We start from the raw sequence: 23,284 nt of genomic DNA, 5'->3' as shown, positions 1-23,284 counted from the left end.
CGATGCTGCGATACTATGATGATTTGATTTTTCGAAGTATTTTTGAAATCTTTAATCGGTGTTCCTTGTTCAATATTCCCATTTATTTTTGGGATTTCGGACAAAGAACACCGATTTTTTTGACTAGTGGACACTTCATATTACAAATTAAAAGTACATTCCCCAAAAATTGTATTTTGCAATCATCCCCAATCCAATATTTTAGCATAAACTCCTTGCGTTCTCTGCGCCTTCTTCGCGCACTTTGCGTTTAAAAAATAACTTTCAATGAAAAAACATCTTGCCTTTTTAGTCATCCTTTTCCTTTTCTCAACCACGTCATACGCTCAAAAGCCTGACGAATCACCCGAAGCCAGAACCGAACGTATGCAATGGTTTCGTGATGCCAAACTGGGCATATTTATACACTGGGGCATTTATTCCGTCAAGGGCATTGACGAATCCTGGAGTTTTTACAACAATATGATCTCTTACGAGGATTATATGGCGCAGCGGAATGGTTTTACCGCTAAAAATTACGATCCGGCAAAATGGGCTAAGTTGTTCAGGGAAAGTGGTGCACAATATGCGGTACTCACCACCAAACATCATGACGGTATGGCCCTGTGGCCCACGAAATTAAGCGACCTGAATGTCGTAAAAAGCACCCCCGCAGGGAAAGACCTGGTCTCTCCCTTTGTAGAAGCGGTAAGAAAAGAAGGGTTGAAGGCCGGGTTGTATTTTTCCATCCTTGACTGGTCGCATCCGGATTATCCTGAATTTACCCGGACGCAAAAGAAATTCGAAAATGATCCCAAAAGGTTTGCCTCTTTCGTCGATTTTTATTCCGCCCAGCTCAATGAGTTGAACCATTTGTTCAAACCCGACTTGTTCTGGTTTGACGGCGACTGGTCATACGATGCGGAAGCTTTTCAATCCGACAGGGTCAAAGCTCAATTGTATAAGGATAATCCGGATTTGATCTGCAACTCCCGTCTCCGCGGAGGGGATTACGGGACCCCGGAACAGGGACTGCCGCTCACTTCACCCAAAGAAGATTACTGGGAATTATGTATGACCATCAACGATTCCTGGGGGTTCCAGCCTCACGATAAAAAGTTTAAATCGGCCAATAAAGTCATTTCCATATTTGCGGATGTGATCAGCCTGGGAGGAAATCTCCTGCTCGACGTAGGCCCCATGGAAGACGGCACCATTCCTGAACCCCAGGTGGAAGTACTGAAAGAACTGGGACAGTGGACCCAAAAACATGAAACAGCCATTTACGGCAGTCTGCCCGGCATCCCGCGTGCCTACTTTAACGGGCCGTCCACTTTATCCAAAGACAGCACCATTTTATACCTTTTTTTCGATTATGTACCTAATGAAGACCTTGTTTTAAAAGGCATCAAAAATAAAATCAACCGCATTTGGGTGGTGGGCAACGGGACCAAACTGAAATATGATATCTACATGAAATCCTACTGGAGTGCTGTGCCCGGATTAGCTTATATCCAGGTTCCGAAAGAAGTACTCGATCCCCGGATGACCGTACTGGCGGTACTTTTGGACGGGAAAATAGATTTATACGGTGAAGCCGGTCAGGTCATTGAGAGTAATTAACTCGTTACTGGTTTCTCGTTACTGGTTTCTCGGTTTTTAATTAATTTGTAACGAGTATCTCGTAACCAGCAACCAGCATTCATCTAAAAAATTCCGATCATCGTCGGGAAAACGGAGTATATTCGGCATTTTCCCACAACTTTGTCCCATATTATTCGATTAATAATGAAAGATAGGTTATTATTAAAAACTGGTTTTTCCAGATTCAGCACTTAGATAAGCTGATTTTGGATTTTTAAACTCAAAACTATTGAGCCATGGACATCAAAGATTATGCAAAAAAGAAAATAAAAGATACGATTATGAGTAACACCACTAATAATGACAAAGATCAAAAGAGCATGCATGCCGATACGGTAATCAAGAACCACATCGTCTGGGCAATGGGGGCCAGTTTTATTCCGCTGCCCGTGATTGACGTTTTTGCGGTCAGCGGTTTACAACTCGATATGGTGAAAGGCCTGTGCAGGGTGTATGATGTAAATTTTTCAGAAACACAAGGCAAAGCCATCGTGACTACGCTGACCAGTTCAGCCCTGGCCAGGATCGGAGCCAGAAGTCTTATCAAACTCGTTCCCGGTATCGGTTCCCTGATCGGTGGGGTGACACTTTCTGTGTTCAACGGAGCTTCAACCTACGCTTTGGGCGAAGTATTCAAAAAGCATTTTTCTGCCGGAGGCACCTTCCTCGATTTTGACACAGAAAGGCTGAAGAAATACTATCGTGAGAAATTTGAAAAAGGTAAAAAAGTAGCCGAGCAGATCAAAAAAGAAGAAGAAAGCAAAATCAAAAAAACAAAAAAGATCAATGTTGATGATGTGGTGGTCGAAGCTCCGGCTAATATGGATGAAGTGGTAGAATCTGATGTGTTGAAAAGACTCAGTGAACTGGGTGCCCTGAAAAAGGAAGGCATCATCACCGACGAAGAGTTCGAGGCCATGAAGAAAAAGTTAATAGACTCATTCTAAGCAAGATAAATAAAATTAAGGTTTAGCGATAAAGGTCGTAGCGTAGTGCTGCGGCCTTTTTTTTAATAGCTCGCCACTACATCTTGTCGGCAGCGGACAAAGTAGCGGACTCCTGTCCGCCGGGATTCTTCTCTTGTTCGTTTAAAATAAGCATAGCTGCACGAGGTGACGTCTTCCGCCGGGCAGGCTCTGTGAGCGGAAAAAAGGTGTCATCTCGATGTGCTAAGCAGCGGACTCCTGTCCGCCGGCGGAAAATTACTTTTTGAACATAGGTAAAGGATCCAGTGGATGGCTTAAAAACCTTTTAAAAGTCTGTCGGAGTAAAAAACGGTGAAATCCTTTATAAGGAAAAGCCTCTTTGACTTTCCTGTGCGCTTCCCCTGAAACCCCGAATTTCAAAAGGCCCATGCTCACATCAATCCAGTCGGCCCGGCGAAAGGCCTCCACCGTTTGGGCGAAAGGGCCCGTGTACCGGCTCATCTTGTGGTGCATATCGATCATCAGCAGGATTTCTGCTTCCAGCGATTGTTGCCCTGCCCCGGCGAGGTAGTTTTTGGTAAGGTTCAGGGTAGGCTCCAGGTAATCAAAGGTTTTATGCGTCCAGATGCCAAGATCGTGGAGGGAGGCGGCGATGGCGTATCGGGAAATGTTTTCCGGATGATCATCGAGGATCATCGAAAAGTTAAAAATCCGGTAAACGTGATTTCGGTAAGCAGTGAAATCGTTGCCGAGAATACTTTCGTACTCTGACAAGATGGAGTCGATAGTGTTGTTGTGACTGGTGATCTTCATTTAATTATTTTGACAAAAAAGGGAACCACGGATAAAAGAAATATTATCCCCAGCTCACATATCTCCTGATATCCTCCATTCTATCTCCACATCCTCTTCTATCTCCTCGTTTCCACTTTTATCTCTACATGTCCTCTCTTGCCTCCAATTATCTCCTTACAAACTCCACCTTGCCAGCGGCATCACCCGCTGATCCGAAAACTCCCCCTTCAAATATTTGTAATACCCCGTCACCCCGATCATGGCCGCATTATCCGTACAAAATTCAAAATCCGGGATATGTGTCGTCCAGCCAAGTTTTTGTTCCATGGCTTTCAAACCGCTCCTCAGAGCTGAATTGGCGGAAACGCCCCCGGCGATGGCTATTTCCTTGATATCCGTTTGTTTGCTCGCTTTTTTAAGCTTGTTCAGCAATATGCTTACAATACGGGTCTGCACGGAGGCACAGATGTCGTTGAGGTTGTTTTGGATGAAGTCGGGGTCCTGTTTCAGGTTGTCCTTCAGGAAATAGAGGATGGAGGTTTTTAGTCCGCTGAAGCTGAAATTCAGGCCTTTTACTTTGGGCTCCGGGAAGTCAAAGCGGGGGATTCCTTTTTGAGCGTAGTGATCGATCAATGGCCCGGCAGGGTAGTCGAGGCCGAGCAATTTGCCGGTTTTGTCAAAAGCTTCGCCGGCGGCATCGTCGATGGTGCTGCCGATGAGTTCCATCTCGAGATGATCTTTGACGATGATGATCTGGGTATGGCCTCCGGAGACTGTCAAACAGAGGAAAGGAAAAGCAGGGTAGGGCTCCCGGGCAAAATGGGCCAGCACATGAGCTTGCAGGTGATTGACTTCAATCAGCGGGATGCCGAGGCTTAGGGCATAGGCTTTGGCAAAAGATATGCCCACGATCAGGGAACCGATGAGGCCGGGACCGCGGGTAAAGGCCACGGCATGGATGTCTTCTTTTTCGATGCCGGCCTGTTTCAAAGCTACGTCCACGATGGGAACAATATTTTCCTGGTGAGCCCGGGAGGCCACTTCGGGCACCACACCGCCATATTGAGTGTGGATCTCCTGGTTGGCGACACAATTGCTCAGCACTTTCCCGTTCTGGATGACTGCTGCAGAGGTATCATCACAGGAAGATTCGATGGCCAGGATATTTATGGTTGTCATAACATTCATTTTCAGGGCGCAAATATACTTATATTTCACGGCAAGTTGAAACCCTTAGGACCCGTTCCTCTGGAACTTGATATCAGATGTTACACGAATATACACTATTAACTAGGCGTTATTTCGCCATATAATAATTAATTGGTCTGGTCTGTTTGTCTATAGACTTAAAGAACTTCGATATGCTTCGTTCCTTTTAGCCTTGGGAATGTCTGTTTTTGAGAGGAGCTTTTAGAATCATTATCTTTTTTTTCGGCCAAAAAAGTAAGAGCCCAGCCGGCTTGAGGCGATGCCAAGCCTGTAAAAACCAAAGAAGTTAATTCAACTCCTTGACAAATAGCAAATTACAAATTGTTACCCCTGATGTAATGACACTCAGTGTTTCCCTACGGAGGGAACCTGTCCTCGAAACAAAGTGCCGGGATCTTTCTTTGGGGGATTTTACACTCAATATTTTACATTCAAAATAATCGGCTTTGATTTTTTAAAAATCCAGTCAATTCCTAAGTTCTACAATACATTTCCAATCGATCGAGGCAAGCTGAAATCATAAACTCATAACATTTCAGCCTCAAAATACCCTTGTTTTACCAGATCGCAGGATCAAAATCTCACAGGATCAATGGATCACAGTATTTTCACATTTTCAAGCAAAATTATATCCGTTTTAATGAATTCGATGTCAAATATTTTTAAATTGCGTCCGATTATGACATTGTCAATAAAAAACCTTATAATTGCAACAAAACGAACGAAAATATGAGAATTGTACTTAATCTGTTATTCGTTGCTATCGCCCTTTTCTTATTGTGGGTGCTGTATAGTAGTATTCGTGAGCCGATAGCTTTCAATAAAGAAAGGGCTATCCGGGAAACTGCTGTGATCAACAAGCTCAAGGAAGTCCGCGCAGCTCAGGAAATGTATCGTTATATTACCGGTGAATTTGCCGGGAATTTTGATACTTTGGCTAAAGTTTTGAGAGAAGACAGTTTTGCTATCATTAAAATTATCGGTGACCCTGATGATCCTGAATTTACCGGAGAAATCATCAAGGATACACTGCTTACTCCCGCAATAGATTCAGTAAGAGCTCTGGGGATGAATCTGGATTCCCTGCGTTACGTTCCTTTTGGAAAAGGAATTACTTTTGAGATTGCGGCCGATACGCTAACCTATCAGAAAACCCTTGTAAATGTAGTGGAAGTAGGGGTGATCAGGAAGAAATTCATGGGGCCATGGGGTACCAATCATTTCAGGCGTTACGACCAGAATTATAATCCCGATAAACCTCTTAAGTTTGGCGATATGAATGCACCAAAGCTCGCAGGAAATTGGGAAGATTAATATTAGAAATAATTGAAGATAACTATAGCAGAAGTTTTACCTCTGCACTGGAACTGTCCATCCTGCTAGGGGTGGACAGTTTTACGTATATGATAAGTGATGGGAACAATCAATCACGACTCCTAAAGGACTATACGTTGGAAAAACATGTGAATCAGGAAGATGAGGTGAAAAATATCCTGTCTTCGGACAAACAGCTCAATGCCGCCTTTCGAAGTGTTTTACTGGGCATTGACAACCCACATTCCACGTTGATTCCGACTTCTTTTTATCATGAAAAAGAAAGGAGGTCCTATCTCGAACATTTAATGCCACTGGTGGATCAATCAGCGATATTCACTGATTCCATTGATGGTCAGTCGGCCCAAAATGTATATGCCGTCAAATCTTCCGTATTGTCCATTTTCGAGGAACACCTGCCTGGTTTCCATATTTTGCATTTCTCATCCGTCATGATGCGAACCCTTGAATCTCATGCCAAAGCCAATCCGGGTCACCAGGTTTATGTGTATTTCAGACCAAGGAGTTTAAGAATATTTTTATTTGACAACGGCAGGATTAAATTTTCAAACAGCTTTGATTTTACAGGAGTCAAGGATGTGTTGTATTATGTGTTGCTCGTACTTGAACAACATGGCCTGGACAATACCCAGACCCCCGTTTTTCTCCTGGGACAACTTTTGCGCGATTCGGAGTTGTTCAGGTTATTGTACCGGTATATCGATAAATTATTCTTTTTTGAACATGAGGCACCCGTAAAAATGGGTAGCAAACTGGGGAAAATGCCTTCGTGGTTTTTTTACGATGTGTTGAGTCTCAATCAATGAGTAAATGAGGCAGAGAAGAATGTTTTAATGCTGCCTTTTTCCATGCGCCAGGGTATTTTGGTAAGTCTTGAAATCATTCATTTAATTACCGGTTGATCATTGTCTCATCGAACCATTAGTCCCTTTTATATTATGCGAATTATCGGCGGAAAATTTAAAGGTAGAAAATTTAACCCTCCGGCAGGGAAGTGGCCCACGAGGCCTACCACCGATTTTGCAAAAGAAGGACTGTTCAATATTCTTACCAACGTTTTCGATTTTGTGGAAGTCAAAGCCCTTGACCTGTTTGGGGGAACCGGGAGTATTGCCTACGAATTGGTATCCCGCGGATGTTCCGATGTCACTTATGTGGATCAGTATTTTCCTTGTATCGCTTATGTGAAAAAGACAAAAGACCTACTGGACTTAAGGGGTGAAATAAAAATCATAAAATATGACGTATTTAAATTTATTCCCAAAACAGAAACCCGGTTTGATCTGATTTTTGCGGATCCACCCTATGCCCACCCCGACCTGTCCAAACTGCCTGACATGATCTTTGAGTATGGGCTTCTCAATCCGGAGGGATGGTTCATTTTAGAACATGACAATAAGTCTGATTTTGAGACCCATTCCCGTTTTTTCAGGAAGCAAAAATATGGCAACAATATTTTTAGCTTCTTTAAATGAATTTTTGTTGGCTTTTTTGTGTTCATTCCCATAATCAATGGTCGGAAAGCCTTAACTTTGGCCGAATTTTTTTAACAAAAGCAATTTTCGTAAATGAATATTACGAGCATCATACAGGAAGGGGTGGTAAAAGCGGTCAAATCATTGTACGGAACGGATGTTTCCGTTGATGAGGTTTCGGTAAGCAGCACCCGGCCGGATTTTGAAGGAGAATATACCGTGGTGACCTTTCCTTTTACCAGGATGGCCAAAAAGAAACCCGAGGACATCGGGCAGGACATTGGCCGGTATCTCGAAAAGGAACTCCCGGAGGTGGTAAGGTTTAATACGGTCCAGGGGTTTTTAAACCTGGTCATAGCGGATTCTTTCTGGAAATCCTTTCTTACAGGTATTTACAATAATGAGCACTACGGTTACGCTGCGCCCACCGGGGAAAAGGTACTCGTGGAATTCTCATCGCCCAATACGAATAAACCCCTGCACCTGGGGCACATCAGGAACATTTTACTTGGCTGGTCAGCCTATAAGATATTGACCGCTGCGGGTAATGAGGTGATTCGGACACAGATTGTCAATGACAGGGGGATTGCCATTTGCCGGAGTATGGTGGCATGGAAAAATTTTGGGGAAGGAAAAACACCCGAAAGTTCAGGGATCAAGGGCGATCATTTTGTGGGAGGTTTTTATGTTGAATTTGCCAAACGATACGAGGAAGAATACGCCCTGTGGCAAGAGACCAGTGAAGCGGAGCAAGTTTACCAATCTGAAGGCATGTCCACCCAAACCCGGGAAGCTTTTTTCAAAAAGTATAAAAACAACTACTTCAATAATGAAAGTGTGTTGGGGAAGCAGGCGAGAGATATGCTCCTGGCTTGGGAATCCGGAGATCCTGAAGTGAGGGCGCTTTGGGAAGAGATGAATGGCTGGGTTTATAAAGGGTTTGAACAAACTTACCAGGAACTGGGAGTACAATTCGACAAACTTTATTACGAATCGGACACTTACCTCCTCGGAAAGGAAATAATCGAAACGGCCATTGAAAAGGGCGTAATGCACCGGGATGGCAAGCGTGTTTGGGCTGATTTTGAAGAGATAGGGCTGGAGCCCAAAACGGTGATTAAAAGTGATGGAACTTCGACCTATACTTCCCAGGACATGGGAACAGCAAGATTGAGGTATGATGATTACGGGGTGAAGGAAATGGTTTATGTGGTTGCAGATGAGCAAAATGATCACTTTAAGGGCTTGTTCCATATTCTGAAAAAACTAGGAGAGCCCTATGCCGATGGATTGCATCACCTTTCATACGGAATGATCGATCTGACCACCGGCAAAATGAAATCCAGGGAAGGCACCATCGTGGATGCGGATGATTTGATGAAAACAGTGATTGAGGAGGCTGCTGAAAATTCAAAAGAGCGGGATACCACCAACGATTTGAGCGAAGCCGAGCAACTGGAGATTATCAGGAAAATAGGCATGGCAGCCCTGAAGTTTTTTATCATCAAGGTGAACCCTAAAAAACGGATGACTTTTGATCCCAAGAAGTCCCTCGATTTTCAGGGCCAGACCGGACCTTATGTTCAAAATGCCTACGTTCGGACTCAATCCGTCCTCAGAAAAGCAGGGGCATTCGACGCAAGTCTGGCCGCCGGATATGAAGCCCTGAATGGGGAGGAGAAAAATATCCTCATTCAACTGCAATTGTTTCCCGGGTTGATCCAGTCTGCTGCAAAAAACCTGGATCCTTCGGATATTGCCAACTATTGTTATAATCTGGCGAAATCCTACCACAGGTTTTTCCATGAATGTCCTATATTAAAGGCTGAATCAGACGAGGCCAGGGCCTTCAGACTGATGATATGCCTCGCCGTTGGACATACCCTTGAAACGGGAATGGACCTGCTGGGGATTGAAATGCCGGAAAGAATGTAATGACGTAAAATACAAAAAAAATGAGCGAAGAGTTAAAAGATTCAAGGTCGTTGAACTTTATTGAAAAAATTATTACTGAAGATATTGCCAATGGCAAACACAAAGGAACGGTTCATACCCGTTTCCCTCCTGAGCCCAATGGTTACCTGCATATTGGTCATGCCAAGGCTATTGTGGTCAATTTCGAAATTGCCAAAAAATTTGGCGGAAAGACCAACCTGCGCCTCGATGATACCAATCCGACTACGGAAGAGACTCTTTTTGTGGAGAACATCAAAAATGATATACGTTGGCTGGGCTACGAGTGGGAAGGGGAAGAGCATTATGCCTCGGATTATTTTCATCAACTCTATGCATACGCAGTAGAGCTGATCAAAAAAGGACTGGCCTATGTCGATGATTCTTCAGTGGAAGAAATTGCCGCCATGAAGGGAACTCCCACAGTGCCAGGGACAAACAGCCCTTACCGTGATCGCTCCATTGAAGAAAATTTGCGGTTATTCGAAGGCATGAGGAAGGAGGAGTTTCCTGACGGTTCAAAGGTTTTAAGGGCCAAAGGAGATATGGCTTCCCCCAATATGCATATGCGGGATTCCGTAATGTACAGGATCAAACATGAACATCACCATCGCACAGGGGATGAGTGGTGTATTTATCCCATGTATGATTTCGCTCACGGGCAATCTGATTCCATCGAAGGGATCACCCATTCCCTTTGCTCCATAGAATTTGAAAATCATCGGCCTCTTTATGACTGGTATATTGAGCAACTGGGTATTTTTCCTTCCCGGCAAATTGAATTTGCCCGGATGAATGTATCTTATATGATCACCAGCAAACGCCGGCTGGCTAAGTTGGTGACAGAAGGTTATGTAACTGGTTGGGACGACCCCCGAATGCCTACGCTTGCAGGGATGCGTCGCCGGGGTATTCCGGCCCAGGCCATTCGCGAATTTTGTGATGAGGTGGGGGTTGCGAAACGAACAAATGTCATTGAGATCGAAAGGCTGGAATTCAACACTCGTGATGTGCTCAACAGGATCACTCCCCGGGTGATGGCCATCCTTGATCCGCTTAAGGTGGTCATTACCAATTACCCTGAGGATAAGGTGGAACAAATGGAGTCCATCAATAACCCGGAAGATGAAAGTATGGGGTCCCGGAATATGCCTTTTTCCCGCGAGATCTACATTGAAAGAGAGGACTTTATGGTCGATCCTCCCAAGAAATTTTTCAGACTGGGACCGGGCACCAATGTCCGGTTGAAAAGTGCCTATATTCTTCATTGTGAAGATTATAAAACTGATCCGGAAACGGGGGAAGTAGTGGAAGTACATTGTACTTATTTTCCTGACAGCCGGAGCGGTTCGGATACTTCCGGCATAAAAGCCAAAGGGGTAATTCACTGGGTATCGGTGCCACACTCCAAGGATGCTGAGGTCAGGTTGTATGACAGACTGTTTACCGATCCGACTCCTGATGCCTATGAAGATAAGGATTACCTCGATTTTTTTAATGAAAATTCTTTGGAGATCATCACGGCAAAAATCGAACCGTTCCTGGCAGAAGTTGAGCCGGGAAGTTATCTGCAATTCATGAGAAAAGGTTATTTTTGCGTAGATACTGAATCAACAAAGGAAAATCCTGTATTTAATCTTACGATTTCCCTTAAGGACAGTTGGAAAAAATAATTATAGCTTTTGGAGGTGCGTTACGAATCGGTAACGAGCACCAGGAAACCAGCAACCAGCACCAGATATGGAAGGACGTATTATATTAGGCGGGGAACGATTTTTGATCACTATTGACAGGCTATGTCAACAATTGATCGAGGATCATGCTGATTTTTCGGATGTTTGTCTCGTAGGTATTCAGGCCCGCGGAGTACTCCTGGCTGACCGCATTTACGAGCGATTGACTACCGTGCATGGTATTACCCCTTTTCCTTATGGCAAACTGGATATAAGCTTTTACAGGGATGATTTCAGGAGACGGGACAAACCGCTAAGGGTCAATGCTAACGAAATGGATTTTCTCGTTGAAAATAAACGAGTCATTTTAGTCGATGACGTATTGTTTTCGGGGCGTACTGTCCAGGCGGCTTTGACAGCGCTTAACCATTATGGGCGGCCCAGGGCTGTGGAGCTGCTCGTTTTGGTGGATCGCCGTTTTCACCGTGAAATACCTGTTAGCCCCGATTATTCAGGATTGACGATTGATGCCCTTGAGAATGAATATGTGAAGGTGAATTGGGAACACTTGAACGGACAGGATGAAATCCTGTTGTTTCCGCCTGCAAAAGCGGGAGAAACTCCCTTGTATTAAAAAAAACTTGCCCAATATAAAAAGGCCCGGTATACCAATGATTGATTAAAAAAATTTTTCAATTTCAAAAGAACTTATGGCGGTCATTAGTCAATTAAGCACGGAGCATCTGATCGGAATTAAGCAAATCACTTCCGAGGATATTCGGTTGATATTTGATACGGCGCACAACTTTAAGGAGGTCATCAACCGACCGATTAAAAAGGTGCCTTCTCTGAGGGATATTACCATTGCGAATCTGTTTTTCGAAAACTCCACCCGGACTCGTTTGTCTTTTGAATTGGCGGAAAAAAGACTTTCCGCAGATATTATCAATTTTTCGGCCTCCTCTTCCTCCGTTAGCAAGGGAGAAACCCTGTTGGACACCGTCAACAATATTCTGTCGATGAAAGTGGACATGGTTGTTATGAGACATCCGGCTCCCGGTGCCCCGATGTTTCTTTCCAAACACATTGATGCCAACATCATCAATGCAGGGGATGGAACCCACGAGCACCCCACCCAGGCTTTGCTGGATGCTTATTCCATGGAGGAAGTGTTGGGAAATGTTGAAGGAAAAAAAATTGTAATTATCGGCGATATCGTACATTCCAGGGTGGCCCTGAGTAATATTTTTTGCTTAAAAAAACTGGGCGCCCAGGTAAAAGTATGTGGCCCCCCGACTTTAATCCCCAAGCATATTCAAAGTTTGGGCGTTGAAGTAGAATTCGACCTCCGAAAGGCTCTTAAATGGTGTGATGTAGCCAATATTTTACGCATCCAGCTGGAGCGACAGGATTTGCGGTACATTCCTTCTTTGAGGGAGTATGCCCTATATTACGGTGTCAACAAATCATTGTTGGACAGTCTGGACAAACAAATCGTTATTATGCACCCTGGTCCCATAAACCGTGGGGTGGAAATTAGCAGCGATGTTGCAGATTCGGATCATTCTATTATTCTGCAGCAGGTAGAAAATGGGGTGGCCATTCGAATGGCTGTACTTTTTTTATTAGCCTCAAAGCGATAGTTTACACTCTTTTTTTTCCGGATAAAGCCGAAAATAATTATATTACATGCAATTAATCCGGGCAAAGAATAGTTTTGCTTTACAATTTATGAAATATTCTTTGCCCGATATGGGGCAATTAAGTCTTGGAGCTATATTGTAATCCTGAACTTATTTCAAAAAGCATTGGAAATAATCCACCCGGTTGCGAAAAAAATAATTGAAAAATTTACAGATTTTAGGGTTTAAAGTCTGCCGGCAGGAAAATATCTTCAAGTACAAAATATTCTTTCCGTCCCCGGACCAAGCAACTTTGATGTCTGTTTTTTCATTTTTATTATGTACCGCATTTACTTATAATGCAGTAATCTGTTTATTAATAAATTGCCTGAAATGAAGTCAGTAATTTTTTACTTTTCTTTTTTCCTTTCCCTTTTCACGGCTTATTCAGCCCTCGCTCAGTCTTGTTCTGAACTCATTATTGATGACCGCATGGTCAGTGGTACGAGGCTTCTCAAGTCGGTTTCGGTAACACTTGTCGTTAGGGGGAATTATACCTATAGTATCGAACTCAACAATAGTGATAAAGGAGTAACGGCAAAAATGTATTCAAAAGCAGGCGTTGAGTTTAATCAGGATGATGAGATCATATTTATGGATATGAACATGATGCGCCGTGGCTACCGATTTGTGGAGATGGGAGAGGTTATTCGTGAAAAGGGGAGCCCGGTTAATGTAAATGTCCTTCAATTGGATCTTTCAGCGATTGAATGGTTTTCTTCGGTGGATATCGGAACTATTTATATCAAAAACAACACGAGCAATGAGATCAGGAAATTTTCGGTAAACCAAAGTCGCCAGAAAGACTTTCGTGATATGGCTATTTGTTTTTCCCGGAGCCTGGATCCGAGCCAGGTGGTGGAAGTGGAAATAGCTGAAGTGGATTTACCCGGTGCAAAATCTTCGGGCACCCCTGTTGCCGGTCCCAACAAAGGGCAGTCGGGGAAACCCGCTGCTCAGGGTAATGTTGCCAATGATTCTGAAGTGCTGAATCTCCGCTCCGAACTTGCGGATACCAAGAAAAAACTCAGGGAAGAAATACAGGCTGAAAAAGATAAAGCAGCTTCCATCAAAACACGACTGCAGGAGGACGTGGCAGCGGCCCGGGAAAATGCGCAGAATAAAAAACAGGAATATGCCCAGGAGGTTTTGGCCGCAAGACAGGCCTCTCAGAAAGAAATCGAAGAGGCCAGAAATGCTCTGGCCATGTCCATAAAAGAAGCCAGGGAAAAAGCAACTTCGGAATTGGACAAAATCAACCTGCAGGTGGATGAGGCCCGGCGAAAAGCAGCAGATGAAATAGGGAAAGCAAGATTAAAATCTGCTGAAGAAGTGGCTGCAGCAAGGAATGCAGCTGCTGAACAATTGAAAAAGGAAAAGGAAAAACTCGATCTCGCCAAACTGGAGTATGCTGATGAAATTGCTTCAGCCCGGGAAAATTCGAGGTTAGAATTGGAGCGCATCAGGGAGGAAACGGCAAATACCATTCAATTAGCCAGAGAAAAGGCCAAAACGGAAAGGAATAAAACTACTGATGATGTAGTGGCTACCAAAAAAACAGCAGAGGAGCAGATCCTGAAAATAAGGGAAGAAAGTGCCCTGGAGGTTGCCCAGGCCAGGGAAAACGCCGTATTGGAAAAAGAAAGAATCGCTTTTGAAGTGGCAGAGGTGAGAAGAACGGCTGCTGAACAAAAAGGGATTTTACAGGAACAGCTGGCTTCTGAAATTGGTGAATTAAAAGAGAATGCCGCCCGGCAAAAAGAATCTGTGACCGTAGAGGTCGCCGATACTAAAAAACGTGCCTCAGAGGAGATCAATAGTGTCAGAGAGCAAGTGGCAGTAGAGAAAAACAGGGCTCAGAATGAAATTACCGAGACGAGAAAAGGCGAAGCTCAAGAAGTGGCCTTAGCAAGGGCCAAAGCTGAAGAAGAAAAACAGAAATTGACCACTGAAGTGGTCGCCGCCAAGCAAAATGCGGCCATGACGATCGAAGAGATCAGGAAAAAGGAGGCTGAGGAGATCGCCAATGCCAAAAAACTGGCCCAGGAGCAGAAGGAATCCATTGCAGAGGAGGTAATTATAGCTCGTCAGAATGCTACCAAAGAGATGGAAAGGGTGCAGGCGGAATCCCAAAAGAGTATTACGGAGATCAGGGAACGGGAAAATGCCGCAAAGGATGCGCTTGTCCTGGAAGTCAAGGAGGCACGCGATAAAGCCAATGCGGAAATAGAGAAAGCACGGTTGTCTGCCCAGGCTACTGTTCAGGAAGCGAGCCAGACCGCTTCCCAGGCAAAAGAAAATTACGCATCAGAGGTGCTCAACGCCCGCAGCGCTTCCAGTGAGGAGGTTAAAAAAGCACAGGAAGAAGCCGCCAGGAAAATAGCCGAAGCGAAGAAAAAAGAAAAAGAAACCCAGGAAGCTTCGGTGGAAGATGTGCAGATGGCTCGTAAAAAAGCAGCGGAAGAAGTGAGGAAAGCCAGTGAGAATGCCGCGAATGAAATTGCTGCAATAAAAGCAAACGCAAGCAAGGCAAGAGAAAGTGCTGCCATTGAAGTGGCAGATGCCCGCAAAGCTGCTGCTGATCAGATTTCGAAGATAAGAACAGATGAGGCTGCTGCCGTTAAGGCGGCCCTTGAGAAATCTGCAGAAGAACGCAACAAGATAGCAGCAGAGGTGGCAGAAGCCCGGGAACGGTCAGCCCGTGAGTTGAATGCCGCCCGAGAACAGACGGCTGCAGAAATTAAAATAGCAAGGGAAAAAGCAGTACAGGAAAAGGAATCCCTGCAGCTTGATTTATTAAAATTCAGACAAGAGAATTCTGCCCAGTTGGAAAAAGTAAAGGCAGAAGCAGCCACTGAAGTAGCCACAGCCAGGGAAAACGCTGCAAACGCCGTCGGTCAGGCACGGGAAGATATGGCCGCCAAAAAGGCCGATTACGCTCAGCAAATAAAAGATGCCCAGGAACAAAGTAAACTTGAAGTGGAAAAGGCACGGGCAGCAGCAGCAGTGGAGGTCACTCAGGCCAGGGATAATGCCGCTGAAAAGAAACAGGACTATGCGAATGAAACAGCTCTGGCAAGGAAAAATTCTCAAGAGGAAATAACCAAAGTAAGAGAAGAGACTTCCACTACCATTTACGATGCCAAACACGAGGCATCCAACCAGGTGACTAAAATCAAGGAAGATGCGGCCACTCAAATTGCCGAAGAGAAAACGCGTACCGATGCCATCAAAAAAGAACTTCAGGAAGAAGTTCTCACCGCCAGGAAAAATAGCCAGGAACAAATTCAACTGCTAAAACAGCAGGAAAAGGAAGCAGAAAAGTCGGCCGAAGAAAAACAAAAAGTTTTGGATGATCTGGAGCGCAGGATAAAAGCAGCTGAAGTGCAGCTCAAAAAATTACAGGAACAAGCAAAAGAAAAAGGTTCGGGGAACGACTAGTGCATCCGGGGGAACAACCTTTCGGATATTTCAATTGGCAGGATTATACCTTCATGCATTAGGTTTTATCCTTTTTGCGGTCAGATATTTCCTGGGCAATATACCTTAGCCCATTTAGGGTAAGATTGGGTTCAATGGCCAGGAAGTATTCTTCCAGTGATTTGATGGTAGTTGAAAGTCCGCCGGTTGCAATGGCTTCGTAGTGTTCACCCACTTCTTTTCTGATACTCTCCACCATGTTGATGACCAATCCGGTATATCCATAAAATATTCCGCTTTGAATGGCCTGAACCGTATTTTTCCCCAGGGCAGACACCGGATGTTCCATGGGCACTTCCGGAAGTTGCGCGGTTTTGGTGAAGAGGGCTTTGATGGCCGTTTTTAATCCCGGCACGATGGAAACGCCCAGGATCTGGCCTTCTTTGGTTAAGGTCGTAAAAGTGAGGGCCGTTCCGAAATCAACGATAATACAATCTCTCCCGAACTGGTGATAAGCAGCCACGGCATTTGCCACCAGGTCTGTACCGATTTCTGAAGGGTTGTCTATTTGAAGATCAATCTTTGGGTAAATTTCAGGCCCGACCAAAATAACCCCCATGCCGAACAATTTTTCAAGGGAAATCAGCATCCTGTGATTCATGTCTGGAACTACGCTGCTCATGACCACCCGGGTTACCTCCATCAATTGGACGTTGGCTTCCAGGAACCGGTTGACTAATTGAGTCTCGTAATAAACCTCAAGGTCATTTTGAAAGGTGGGGAGTCTCCAAATGTTCCTCCATTGATCTTCTTGCCAAAGGCCCAGGCAAACGTTGGAATTTCCTATATCTATAACAAGTAGCATGGTAATGATTTTGAGACGCTAATTTATCGAATTAAACGCTATGAAAGCTGTAATTCCTCAAAAAAAATGGTTGCCGGCCTAAATGATCAAAAAGGCAATCCAAAACCGATTTAAGTTCGACTTTGGTGTTCAAAAGTGAAGTTGCTAACGGTCGACAGATCGCTGTATTACGGGATTATTTAAAAGTGAAATTAGCTATTGCAGAGGAAATTACGGGAAAGAATTAAAGGAAATGATTGTAGTTGCAGTTTAGGGATAAAAAAAACCCGGATATTACCTATCCGGGTGAAATCGACATAAAGTGTTGTTACTTTAATGTCCCCCTTTCAAATTTTCTTTGTTTTCATTCGTGTAAAGCTAAAATAAATTTCAATCTAGATGCACCCCATAATTATGGGGTATGGTAAATAAGAGTCTAACTTTAGTTAACTTTATTTTACGTTATCCCATTTGATATGGTTGCAAAGTTATTATTATTTTTATAAAATATAACATTATTTTTTCATTAAACAATTATTATTATACTAGAGGTCGGTAGGATAAAGTTATGAAATGGAGGAGAATGGGTTTTTCTTGATTTAGAATAGATTTTTGCATATAATTGAATATATGGCACTTAAAAAGAACAAGACTTATTTTAGGAACTTATTTTTTATGCTTGTGTTTTTTGTTCCGGTAGTGCTGGTGGGCCAAAAACTGTCGGGGCGTTGGGAAGGTTCCGTCGAACAGGAGGGGAGTAGGGACGTATATTATTATACATTGGAAATCACCGTGGAAGAAAAGGCCGTATCAGGTTATGCGACTTCCAAATCTGAGGATGGAAAAACCTCGGCTGAATTTCTTATCACCGGAATTGCAGAGGGAGCAAGGCTCTTGCTCCAGGAAATAAAACAGCTCAAGCCGGAACAGCCTCAATGGTGTCTTAAATCCATAATACTGGATTATACCGAATTAGATGCAGGATCGGAATTAGCCGGAAACTGGACCGCAAAAGGGTGCAAACCGGGGACCATGGTGCTGAAAAAAACGGCAACGATAGAGAGGGACATTGAGGAAGAGGCCTTTGTCATGACTGGAAAATGGACAGGCAATCTTTCTCAGTCAGATCGGGATTACGGGTTTTATTATGAGCTTGAGCTTGAAAAAGCAGGAGTAGGGACTTCCATGATTGTTTCGGAAGGAAACGGGGGCAGCGCCAGCCATGCTTTGATCTGGTGGTACGATGAAAATACCGAAATGGTTACCATAAAAGAAGATTATGTTATCGAACGGACGGATGAAAACTGGAAATGGTGCATAAAATCGGGCTCCTTTAAACTAAGAAGACAGGGGATGAGTTATTTTATTGAAGGAGATTGGGCTGGATTTATTGAAGGAAAAGACCCTGAACTCGGCGCCTGTGCGTCGGGGAGCCTTGTGTTGGAAAAACCGGTGCTGACCCGCGAAATCAAAAGGGAAATAAGTGTTTTGACCAAACCTTATGAAGAACAAACTGACCGTATAGTAAAAGTGGGCAGGACGGTAGAAGTGAATAGTAAAAATGTGAAGATAAAAATCTGGGATAGCGGAACGGTGGATGGAGATTATGCGACTCTGTTTCTCAACGGAGAACGCATTTTAAATAATTACCGGGTACAGAAGTATAAAAAGGGGATTCCGGTAGTCCTCAATGCTGAAGAAAATTTGCTCATTCTTCATGCGGAAGATTTGGGGGATATTCCACCGAACACCGTGGCCGTATCCGTTGTTGATGGTGCAAAAGAAACGGTAATCATCATGAACTCCAATCTTAAAGAAAGTGATGCCATCCTGATCAGGCGGTTTCGACTAAAGGATTGAATTTACAAAACCAATAAAAAATGGCTGCCAGGAAACCCTGCCAGCCATTTTTTATTTTGAAAGTCTGATTGGCTATTTCTTTACAGAATCAACCACTGCTTTAAATGTATCAGGATGGTTCATAGCCATATCTGCCAACACTTTACGATTCAGATCGATCTTGTTTTCAGATAAGAGGTGAATGAATTTTGAATAACTCAACCCATATTGGCGAACTCCTGCATTGATACGGGCAATCCACAATCTGCGGAAGGCACGCTTTTTATTTTTTCTGTCACGGTAGGCGTACTTATATGCTTTTTCAACAGCATTTTTCGCAACCGTATAGACTTTACTTCTCGCGCCAAAATATCCTCTGGCCGCTTTTAAAATTTTCTTACGTCTTCTTCTGGACGCAACAGCATTTACTGAACGAGGCATCGTTAATTGTTTTAGTACAATGCAGAGGTGTAAAGTTTAAAACACGCTTTATGTTCTGCATTCTCGTTAAAAAATAAAGGTTTACTTAACAAGTTGTCTTTTAATTCTGGGTGTATCATGTGTACTAACTGTAGTAGCACCACTCAGACGCAACTTTGCTTTTTTGCTCTTTTTTCTTAAAAGGTGAGCAGCACCTGCCTGAAAGCGTTTCACTTTCCCTGATCCGGTAAGTTTGAATCTCTTCTTAGTACCGGAATGTGTCTTCATCTTAGGCATCGTAATATATTTTTTTGATACGGTCGGCAAAGGTAATAAAAAGATCACTCAATAAAAAAGTTTTATATCCTTTTTGTACCTAAAAAAAATAACCCCGCCCGTTAGTGAAAAATCTTTTATTTACTGACTTTCTTTTTAGGAGAAATCATCACGAACATTCTTCGCCCTTCCATCTTCGGTAATGCTTCAACGAGACCGCAGTCTTCCAGCTCTTTGATGAATTTGAGCAGTAAAAGCTGGCCACGATCTTTGAATACAATGGTCCGGCCACGAAATTGAACAAAAGCTTTGACTTTAGCTCCTTCCTCCAAAAATTTTCGTGCGTGACGAAGTTTGAAATCAAAATCGTGGTCATCCGTATTGGGACCGAATCTGATTTCCTTGATGACGGTTTTCGCGGTTTTGGCTTTTAGTTCTTTTTCTTTCTTTTTTCTTTCGTAAAGAAATTTGTTGTAATCGGTTATACGGACTACAGGTGGGATTGCATTAGGTGAAATTTCCACAAGATCCAGATCTACCTCATCCGCCCATTTTCTCAGCACATTTGTAGAATACACTCCAGGTTCAATCGCCTGGCCTACTTTTTCGCTGATTTCGTCAAGATTGTCTCCCACGAGTCTAACCTCAGGAATTCGGATTCTTTCGTTTATCCGGTATTGGAATTTGGTACTAGGTGTCTGTGGAGTTTTTGCTCTCTTTGCCAATATAATTTTTTTTGTTTAAAAATAAAAAGCACAGCTGTTCAACCAAGCGTGATCAAACAGCTGTGCTAAGCTAAGGTAATATTAATTATTTTTCAACTTTGGTGTTGGTTTTTTTTGCGAGTGTAATATTTAAACCATCACCGGCTTTGTTGAGTACTGCTTTTAATTTGGCTCCTTCCTCCGGGCGCTCATTGAGAATAAACTCAGCAAGCGGGTCTTCAATGTATTTTTGAATGGCCCGGTGGAGTGGGCGAGCACCGAATTGAGGATCAAATCCTTTTTCCGCAACAAACTTTTTAGCGGTTTCAGTAAGGGAAAGTTCGTATCCCATTCCAGCAAGACGCTTATAAAGATCCTTGAGGGCAATGTCGATGATCTTGAAGATTTCATCTTCTCCAAGGCTGTTGAAAATGACAATATCGTCGATCCTGTTCAAAAATTCAGGAGAGAAGGTCCTTTTCAGAGCCGTTTGGATTACTCCTTTGGAATAGTCCTCTGTAGCTTCCAAACGCGATTTGGTCGCAAATCCTACTCCCTGTCCAAAATCCTTCAATTGCCGAACACCTATGTTCGAGGTCATGATCACAAGGGTATTTTTAAAATCGACTTTGCGTCCGAGCCCGTCGGTCAGTTGTCCGTCATCAAACACCTGCAACAAGATGTTAAATACATCAGGGTGTGCCTTTTCAATTTCATCCAGCAATATCACAGAATAAGGCTTGCGTCTTACCCGCTCGGTAAGTTGGCCTCCTTCTTCGTAACCGACATATCCCGGAGGCGCTCCGATCAGTCGGCTGACAGAAAATTTCTCCATGTACTCGCTCATGTCTATTCGAATCAGGGCATCTTCACTGTCGAAAAGGTAACGGGCAAGTGCCTTGGCCAGCTCTGTTTTACCCACACCTGTTGGTCCGAGAAAAATAAAGGAACCAATAGGTTTGGTAGGATCTTTCAAACCAACCCGATTTCTTTGGATGGCTTTGGTGATCTTGGTGATCGCTTCATCCTGACCGATGATGACACTTTGCATGTCTTTGGTCATCTCAATGAGTTTCTTGCTTTCTTTCTGTGCCACTCTGCTCACAGGGATGCCCGTCATCATGGCCACTACTTCAGCAATATCTTCTTCATCAACAGGGTAGCGTTTGGTTTTGGCCTCTTCTTCCCATTGAACTTTGGCAAATTCCAGTTTGCGGACGAGTTTTGATTCCTTGTCGCGCAGATCGGCTGCCTTTTCGTATTGCTGGCTTTTAACGGCCTGGTTTTTCAACTCTTTGAGTTCTTCTATTTCCTTTTCCAGTTCTTCGATATGAACCGGAACGAATATGTTTTTCAAATGCACACGTGCACCAACTTCGTCCAGGATGTCAATCGCCTTATCCGGCAGGAAACGATCGGAAATATATCGGTCACTGAGGTGAACGCAAGCTTTGATAGACTCGTCGCTGTAGCTCACATTATGAAATTCCTCGTATTTGGCTTTGATATTGTGCAGGATGTGGATGGTTTCATCTGCCGACGGCGGATCTACCATAACCTTTTGGAAACGTCTATCCAGCGCCCCGTCCTTTTCGATATGCTGTCTGTATTCGTCAAGGGTAGAAGCTCCAATACATTGAAGCTCACCTCTTGCCAGCGCTGGTTTGAAAATATTGGAGGCATCCAACGAACCGGTGGCTCCTCCTGCGCCAACAATAGTATGAATCTCGTCGATGAATAAAATAACATCCCTGGATTTTTCCAGTTCTGTCATAATGGCTTTCATCCGCTCCTCGAACTGCCCCCTGTATTTGGTGCCTGCTACCAGAGCCGCGAGGTCCAGCATGACCAGTCTCTTATTAAAAAGAGTTCGCGAAACTTTTTTCTGGATGATGCGAAGTGCAAGCCCTTCCACGATGGCGGTTTTACCCACACCGGGTTCTCCAATAAGTATCGGATTGTTCTTCTTCCTGCGACTGAGAATTTGCGAAACGCGCTCGATCTCTGTCTCACGACCAATGATCGGGTCAAGTTTATCCTCTTCTGCCAGTCGGGTAATGTCACGACCGAAATTATCGAGTACAGGGGTGCGGGATTTAACGGGTGATTTACGGCTCTGTTGGTAACCTTTTGAAGGGTTGTCATCATCCTCAAAGGGCTCGTCTCCGTCGGAAGCCTGGGCAAATGGATCGATGCGGTCGTCCCCATCGAGCTCCTGCTTCACATATTCCAGCTCGTCCTTGTAGGTCTGGTAATCGACATTGAACTGTTCCAGAATTTTAGCGGCAGGATTCTCTTTGTTTTTGAGAATGGAAAGCAGCAGGTGTTCTGTATCAATTTCTTCACTTCTTAAAAGCTTGGCTTCCAGGAAAGTGACTTTTAATGCTCTTTCTGCCTGTCTGTTGAAAGGAAGATTACCAACGTTCAGGTTGGCAATGGAGGTATGGAGCCGTTGAATGGATTCTTCGATAACCTGCCTGAGTTCCGTCGGATTTACCTCGAGTGACTGTAATACCCGAATAGCCAGACTTTTGTTATCTGAAACGATACCCAGCAACAAATGCTCTGTACCTATAAAGTCATATCCGAGACGCAATGCTTCATCGCGGCTTTTGGAAATAACCTGTTTTACCTTTGGTGAAAATTTTTTATTATTCATCTTAATTTGATTCATCAAGTTCTTAAACGCAATAATCTTAATAAAATGCCTTTAAATCAAGTATGCGGGAATAAAAATTAATAAAAATCGTGCCAGTATGCCAATCCTGCCTTTTTTTCCGGTTTTAATGACAAATCCGGTATTTTTTTCAAAACAATATGGATTTACAGGGCTAAAAAAAGCAGATTGAATTATAACATTTGGTTGTAAATTTTGTTGCGAATATCCATTAAGAATTTGTCATCAAAAGGTTCGGAAGATTTTTTAGGTTGATTAAATGATCCCTGAAATAACAAGAATTTTTCCAACCAGATTAATGTTCCCTGGACTCATTATGCCTAAGGGAATCCAATAGCTGTCTGTTATTCATAAAGCAGAAGATCCAATAGCGCAAAATTTTATACTCATGGCACAAAAGACCGTGTTCCCCCTGAAATTTCTTTAACGCCAA

18 protein-coding genes are annotated in these 23,284 nt (G+C 43.6%); 11 read left to right on the top strand and 7 right to left on the bottom strand.

Annotation, left to right across the window (positions count from 1 at the left end; all coding sequences use genetic code 11):
• Positions 1-267 precede the first annotated feature (267 nt).
• Both H6571_04230 and H6571_04225 read left to right on the top strand, forming a co-directional pair.
• A complete protein-coding gene (locus H6571_04230) occupies positions 268-1,602 on the top strand; it encodes an alpha-L-fucosidase (protein MCB9322930.1) in 1,335 nt (444 codons plus the stop codon).
• A gap of 302 nt (positions 1,603-1,904) precedes the next feature.
• The gene (locus tag H6571_04225; protein ID MCB9322929.1) at positions 1,905-2,570 is read left to right on the top strand and encodes a DUF697 domain-containing protein; all 666 of its coding nucleotides are present in this window, start codon (positions 1,905-1,907) and stop codon (positions 2,568-2,570) included.
• A gap of 255 nt (positions 2,571-2,825) precedes the next feature.
• Here the strand turns inward: H6571_04225 and H6571_04220 are convergent, their stop codons facing one another.
• The gene (locus H6571_04220) at positions 2,826-3,362 is read right to left on the bottom strand and encodes a hypothetical protein (GenBank protein ID MCB9322928.1); all 537 of its coding nucleotides are present in this window, start codon (positions 3,360-3,362) and stop codon (positions 2,826-2,828) included.
• Positions 3,363-3,518: 156 nt separating this feature from the next.
• Complete coding sequence (gene tsaD / locus H6571_04215; protein MCB9322927.1) at positions 3,519-4,523, bottom strand: tRNA (adenosine(37)-N6)-threonylcarbamoyltransferase complex transferase subunit TsaD; 1,005 nt, start codon at positions 4,521-4,523, stop codon at positions 3,519-3,521.
• A gap of 759 nt (positions 4,524-5,282) precedes the next feature.
• Here tsaD and H6571_04210 point away from each other — a divergent pair.
• The 8 genes from H6571_04210 to H6571_04175 all read left to right on the top strand — a co-directional run bounded on the left by H6571_04210 (position 5,283) and on the right by H6571_04175 (position 16,112).
• Entirely contained in the window at positions 5,283-5,867 is a 585-nt protein-coding gene (locus H6571_04210) for a hypothetical protein (protein ID MCB9322926.1), read from the top strand.
• The gene (locus tag H6571_04205) at positions 5,855-6,694 is read left to right on the top strand and encodes a DUF3822 family protein (protein ID MCB9322925.1); all 840 of its coding nucleotides are present in this window, start codon (positions 5,855-5,857) and stop codon (positions 6,692-6,694) included. The genes H6571_04210 and H6571_04205 overlap by 13 nt, the downstream gene beginning before the upstream one ends.
• Positions 6,695-6,826: 132 nt before the next feature.
• Positions 6,827-7,363, top strand: coding sequence for an RsmD family RNA methyltransferase (locus H6571_04200; protein ID MCB9322924.1), 537 nt, complete (start codon positions 6,827-6,829; stop codon positions 7,361-7,363).
• A gap of 93 nt (positions 7,364-7,456) precedes the next feature.
• Positions 7,457-9,298 carry an arginine--tRNA ligase gene (locus tag H6571_04195; protein ID MCB9322923.1) on the top strand — a complete coding sequence of 614 codons (1,842 nt, stop codon included), beginning with the start codon at positions 7,457-7,459 and terminating at the stop codon, positions 9,296-9,298.
• A 20-nt stretch (positions 9,299-9,318) separates the two neighbouring features.
• Positions 9,319-10,989, top strand: coding sequence for a glutamine--tRNA ligase/YqeY domain fusion protein (locus H6571_04190; protein ID MCB9322922.1), 1,671 nt, complete (start codon positions 9,319-9,321; stop codon positions 10,987-10,989).
• Positions 10,990-11,056: 67 nt separating this feature from the next.
• The gene (gene pyrR / locus H6571_04185) at positions 11,057-11,623 is read left to right on the top strand and encodes a bifunctional pyr operon transcriptional regulator/uracil phosphoribosyltransferase PyrR (protein MCB9322921.1); all 567 of its coding nucleotides are present in this window, start codon (positions 11,057-11,059) and stop codon (positions 11,621-11,623) included.
• A gap of 85 nt (positions 11,624-11,708) precedes the next feature.
• Complete coding sequence (locus H6571_04180) at positions 11,709-12,632, top strand: aspartate carbamoyltransferase catalytic subunit (protein ID MCB9322920.1); 924 nt, start codon at positions 11,709-11,711, stop codon at positions 12,630-12,632.
• Between the two features lie 372 nt (positions 12,633-13,004).
• On the top strand, positions 13,005-16,112 hold the full coding sequence (locus tag H6571_04175) for a hypothetical protein (protein MCB9322919.1): 3,108 nt from the start codon (positions 13,005-13,007) through the stop codon (positions 16,110-16,112).
• Between the two features lie 58 nt (positions 16,113-16,170).
• On the opposite strand, the gene H6571_04170 is transcribed toward H6571_04175, so the two are convergent.
• The gene (locus H6571_04170) at positions 16,171-16,956 is read right to left on the bottom strand and encodes a type III pantothenate kinase (GenBank protein MCB9322918.1); all 786 of its coding nucleotides are present in this window, start codon (positions 16,954-16,956) and stop codon (positions 16,171-16,173) included.
• Between the two features lie 609 nt (positions 16,957-17,565).
• Between H6571_04170 and H6571_04165 the strand changes: the two genes are divergently transcribed.
• Positions 17,566-18,795, top strand: a complete 1,230-nt coding sequence (locus tag H6571_04165) for a hypothetical protein (protein MCB9322917.1) — start codon at positions 17,566-17,568, stop codon at positions 18,793-18,795.
• 72 nt (positions 18,796-18,867) lie between these two features.
• On the opposite strand, the gene rplT is transcribed toward H6571_04165, so the two are convergent.
• The 4 genes from rplT to H6571_04145 all read right to left on the bottom strand — a co-directional run bounded on the left by rplT (position 18,868) and on the right by H6571_04145 (position 22,833).
• Positions 18,868-19,215: a 50S ribosomal protein L20 gene (gene rplT, locus H6571_04160; GenBank protein ID MCB9322916.1), complete on the bottom strand. Its 348-nt coding sequence runs from the start codon at positions 19,213-19,215 to the stop codon at positions 18,868-18,870.
• Positions 19,216-19,296: 81 nt separating this feature from the next.
• Positions 19,297-19,491, bottom strand: coding sequence for a 50S ribosomal protein L35 (gene rpmI / locus H6571_04155; GenBank protein ID MCB9322915.1), 195 nt, complete (start codon positions 19,489-19,491; stop codon positions 19,297-19,299).
• Positions 19,492-19,607: 116 nt separating this feature from the next.
• Positions 19,608-20,195, bottom strand: a complete 588-nt coding sequence (locus H6571_04150; protein ID MCB9322914.1) for a translation initiation factor IF-3 — start codon at positions 20,193-20,195, stop codon at positions 19,608-19,610.
• Between the two features lie 85 nt (positions 20,196-20,280).
• Positions 20,281-22,833, bottom strand: a complete 2,553-nt coding sequence (locus tag H6571_04145; protein ID MCB9322913.1) for an ATP-dependent Clp protease ATP-binding subunit — start codon at positions 22,831-22,833, stop codon at positions 20,281-20,283.
• Between the last annotated feature and the right edge of the window lie 451 nt (positions 22,834-23,284).

This window comes from Lewinellaceae bacterium (assembly GCA_020636105.1).
In the GTDB taxonomy this organism is placed as follows: domain Bacteria; phylum Bacteroidota; class Bacteroidia; order Chitinophagales; family Saprospiraceae; genus BCD1.
Note: the sequence above shows the minus strand (reverse complement) of the source record. Positions and strands in the feature narration are given on the sequence as shown.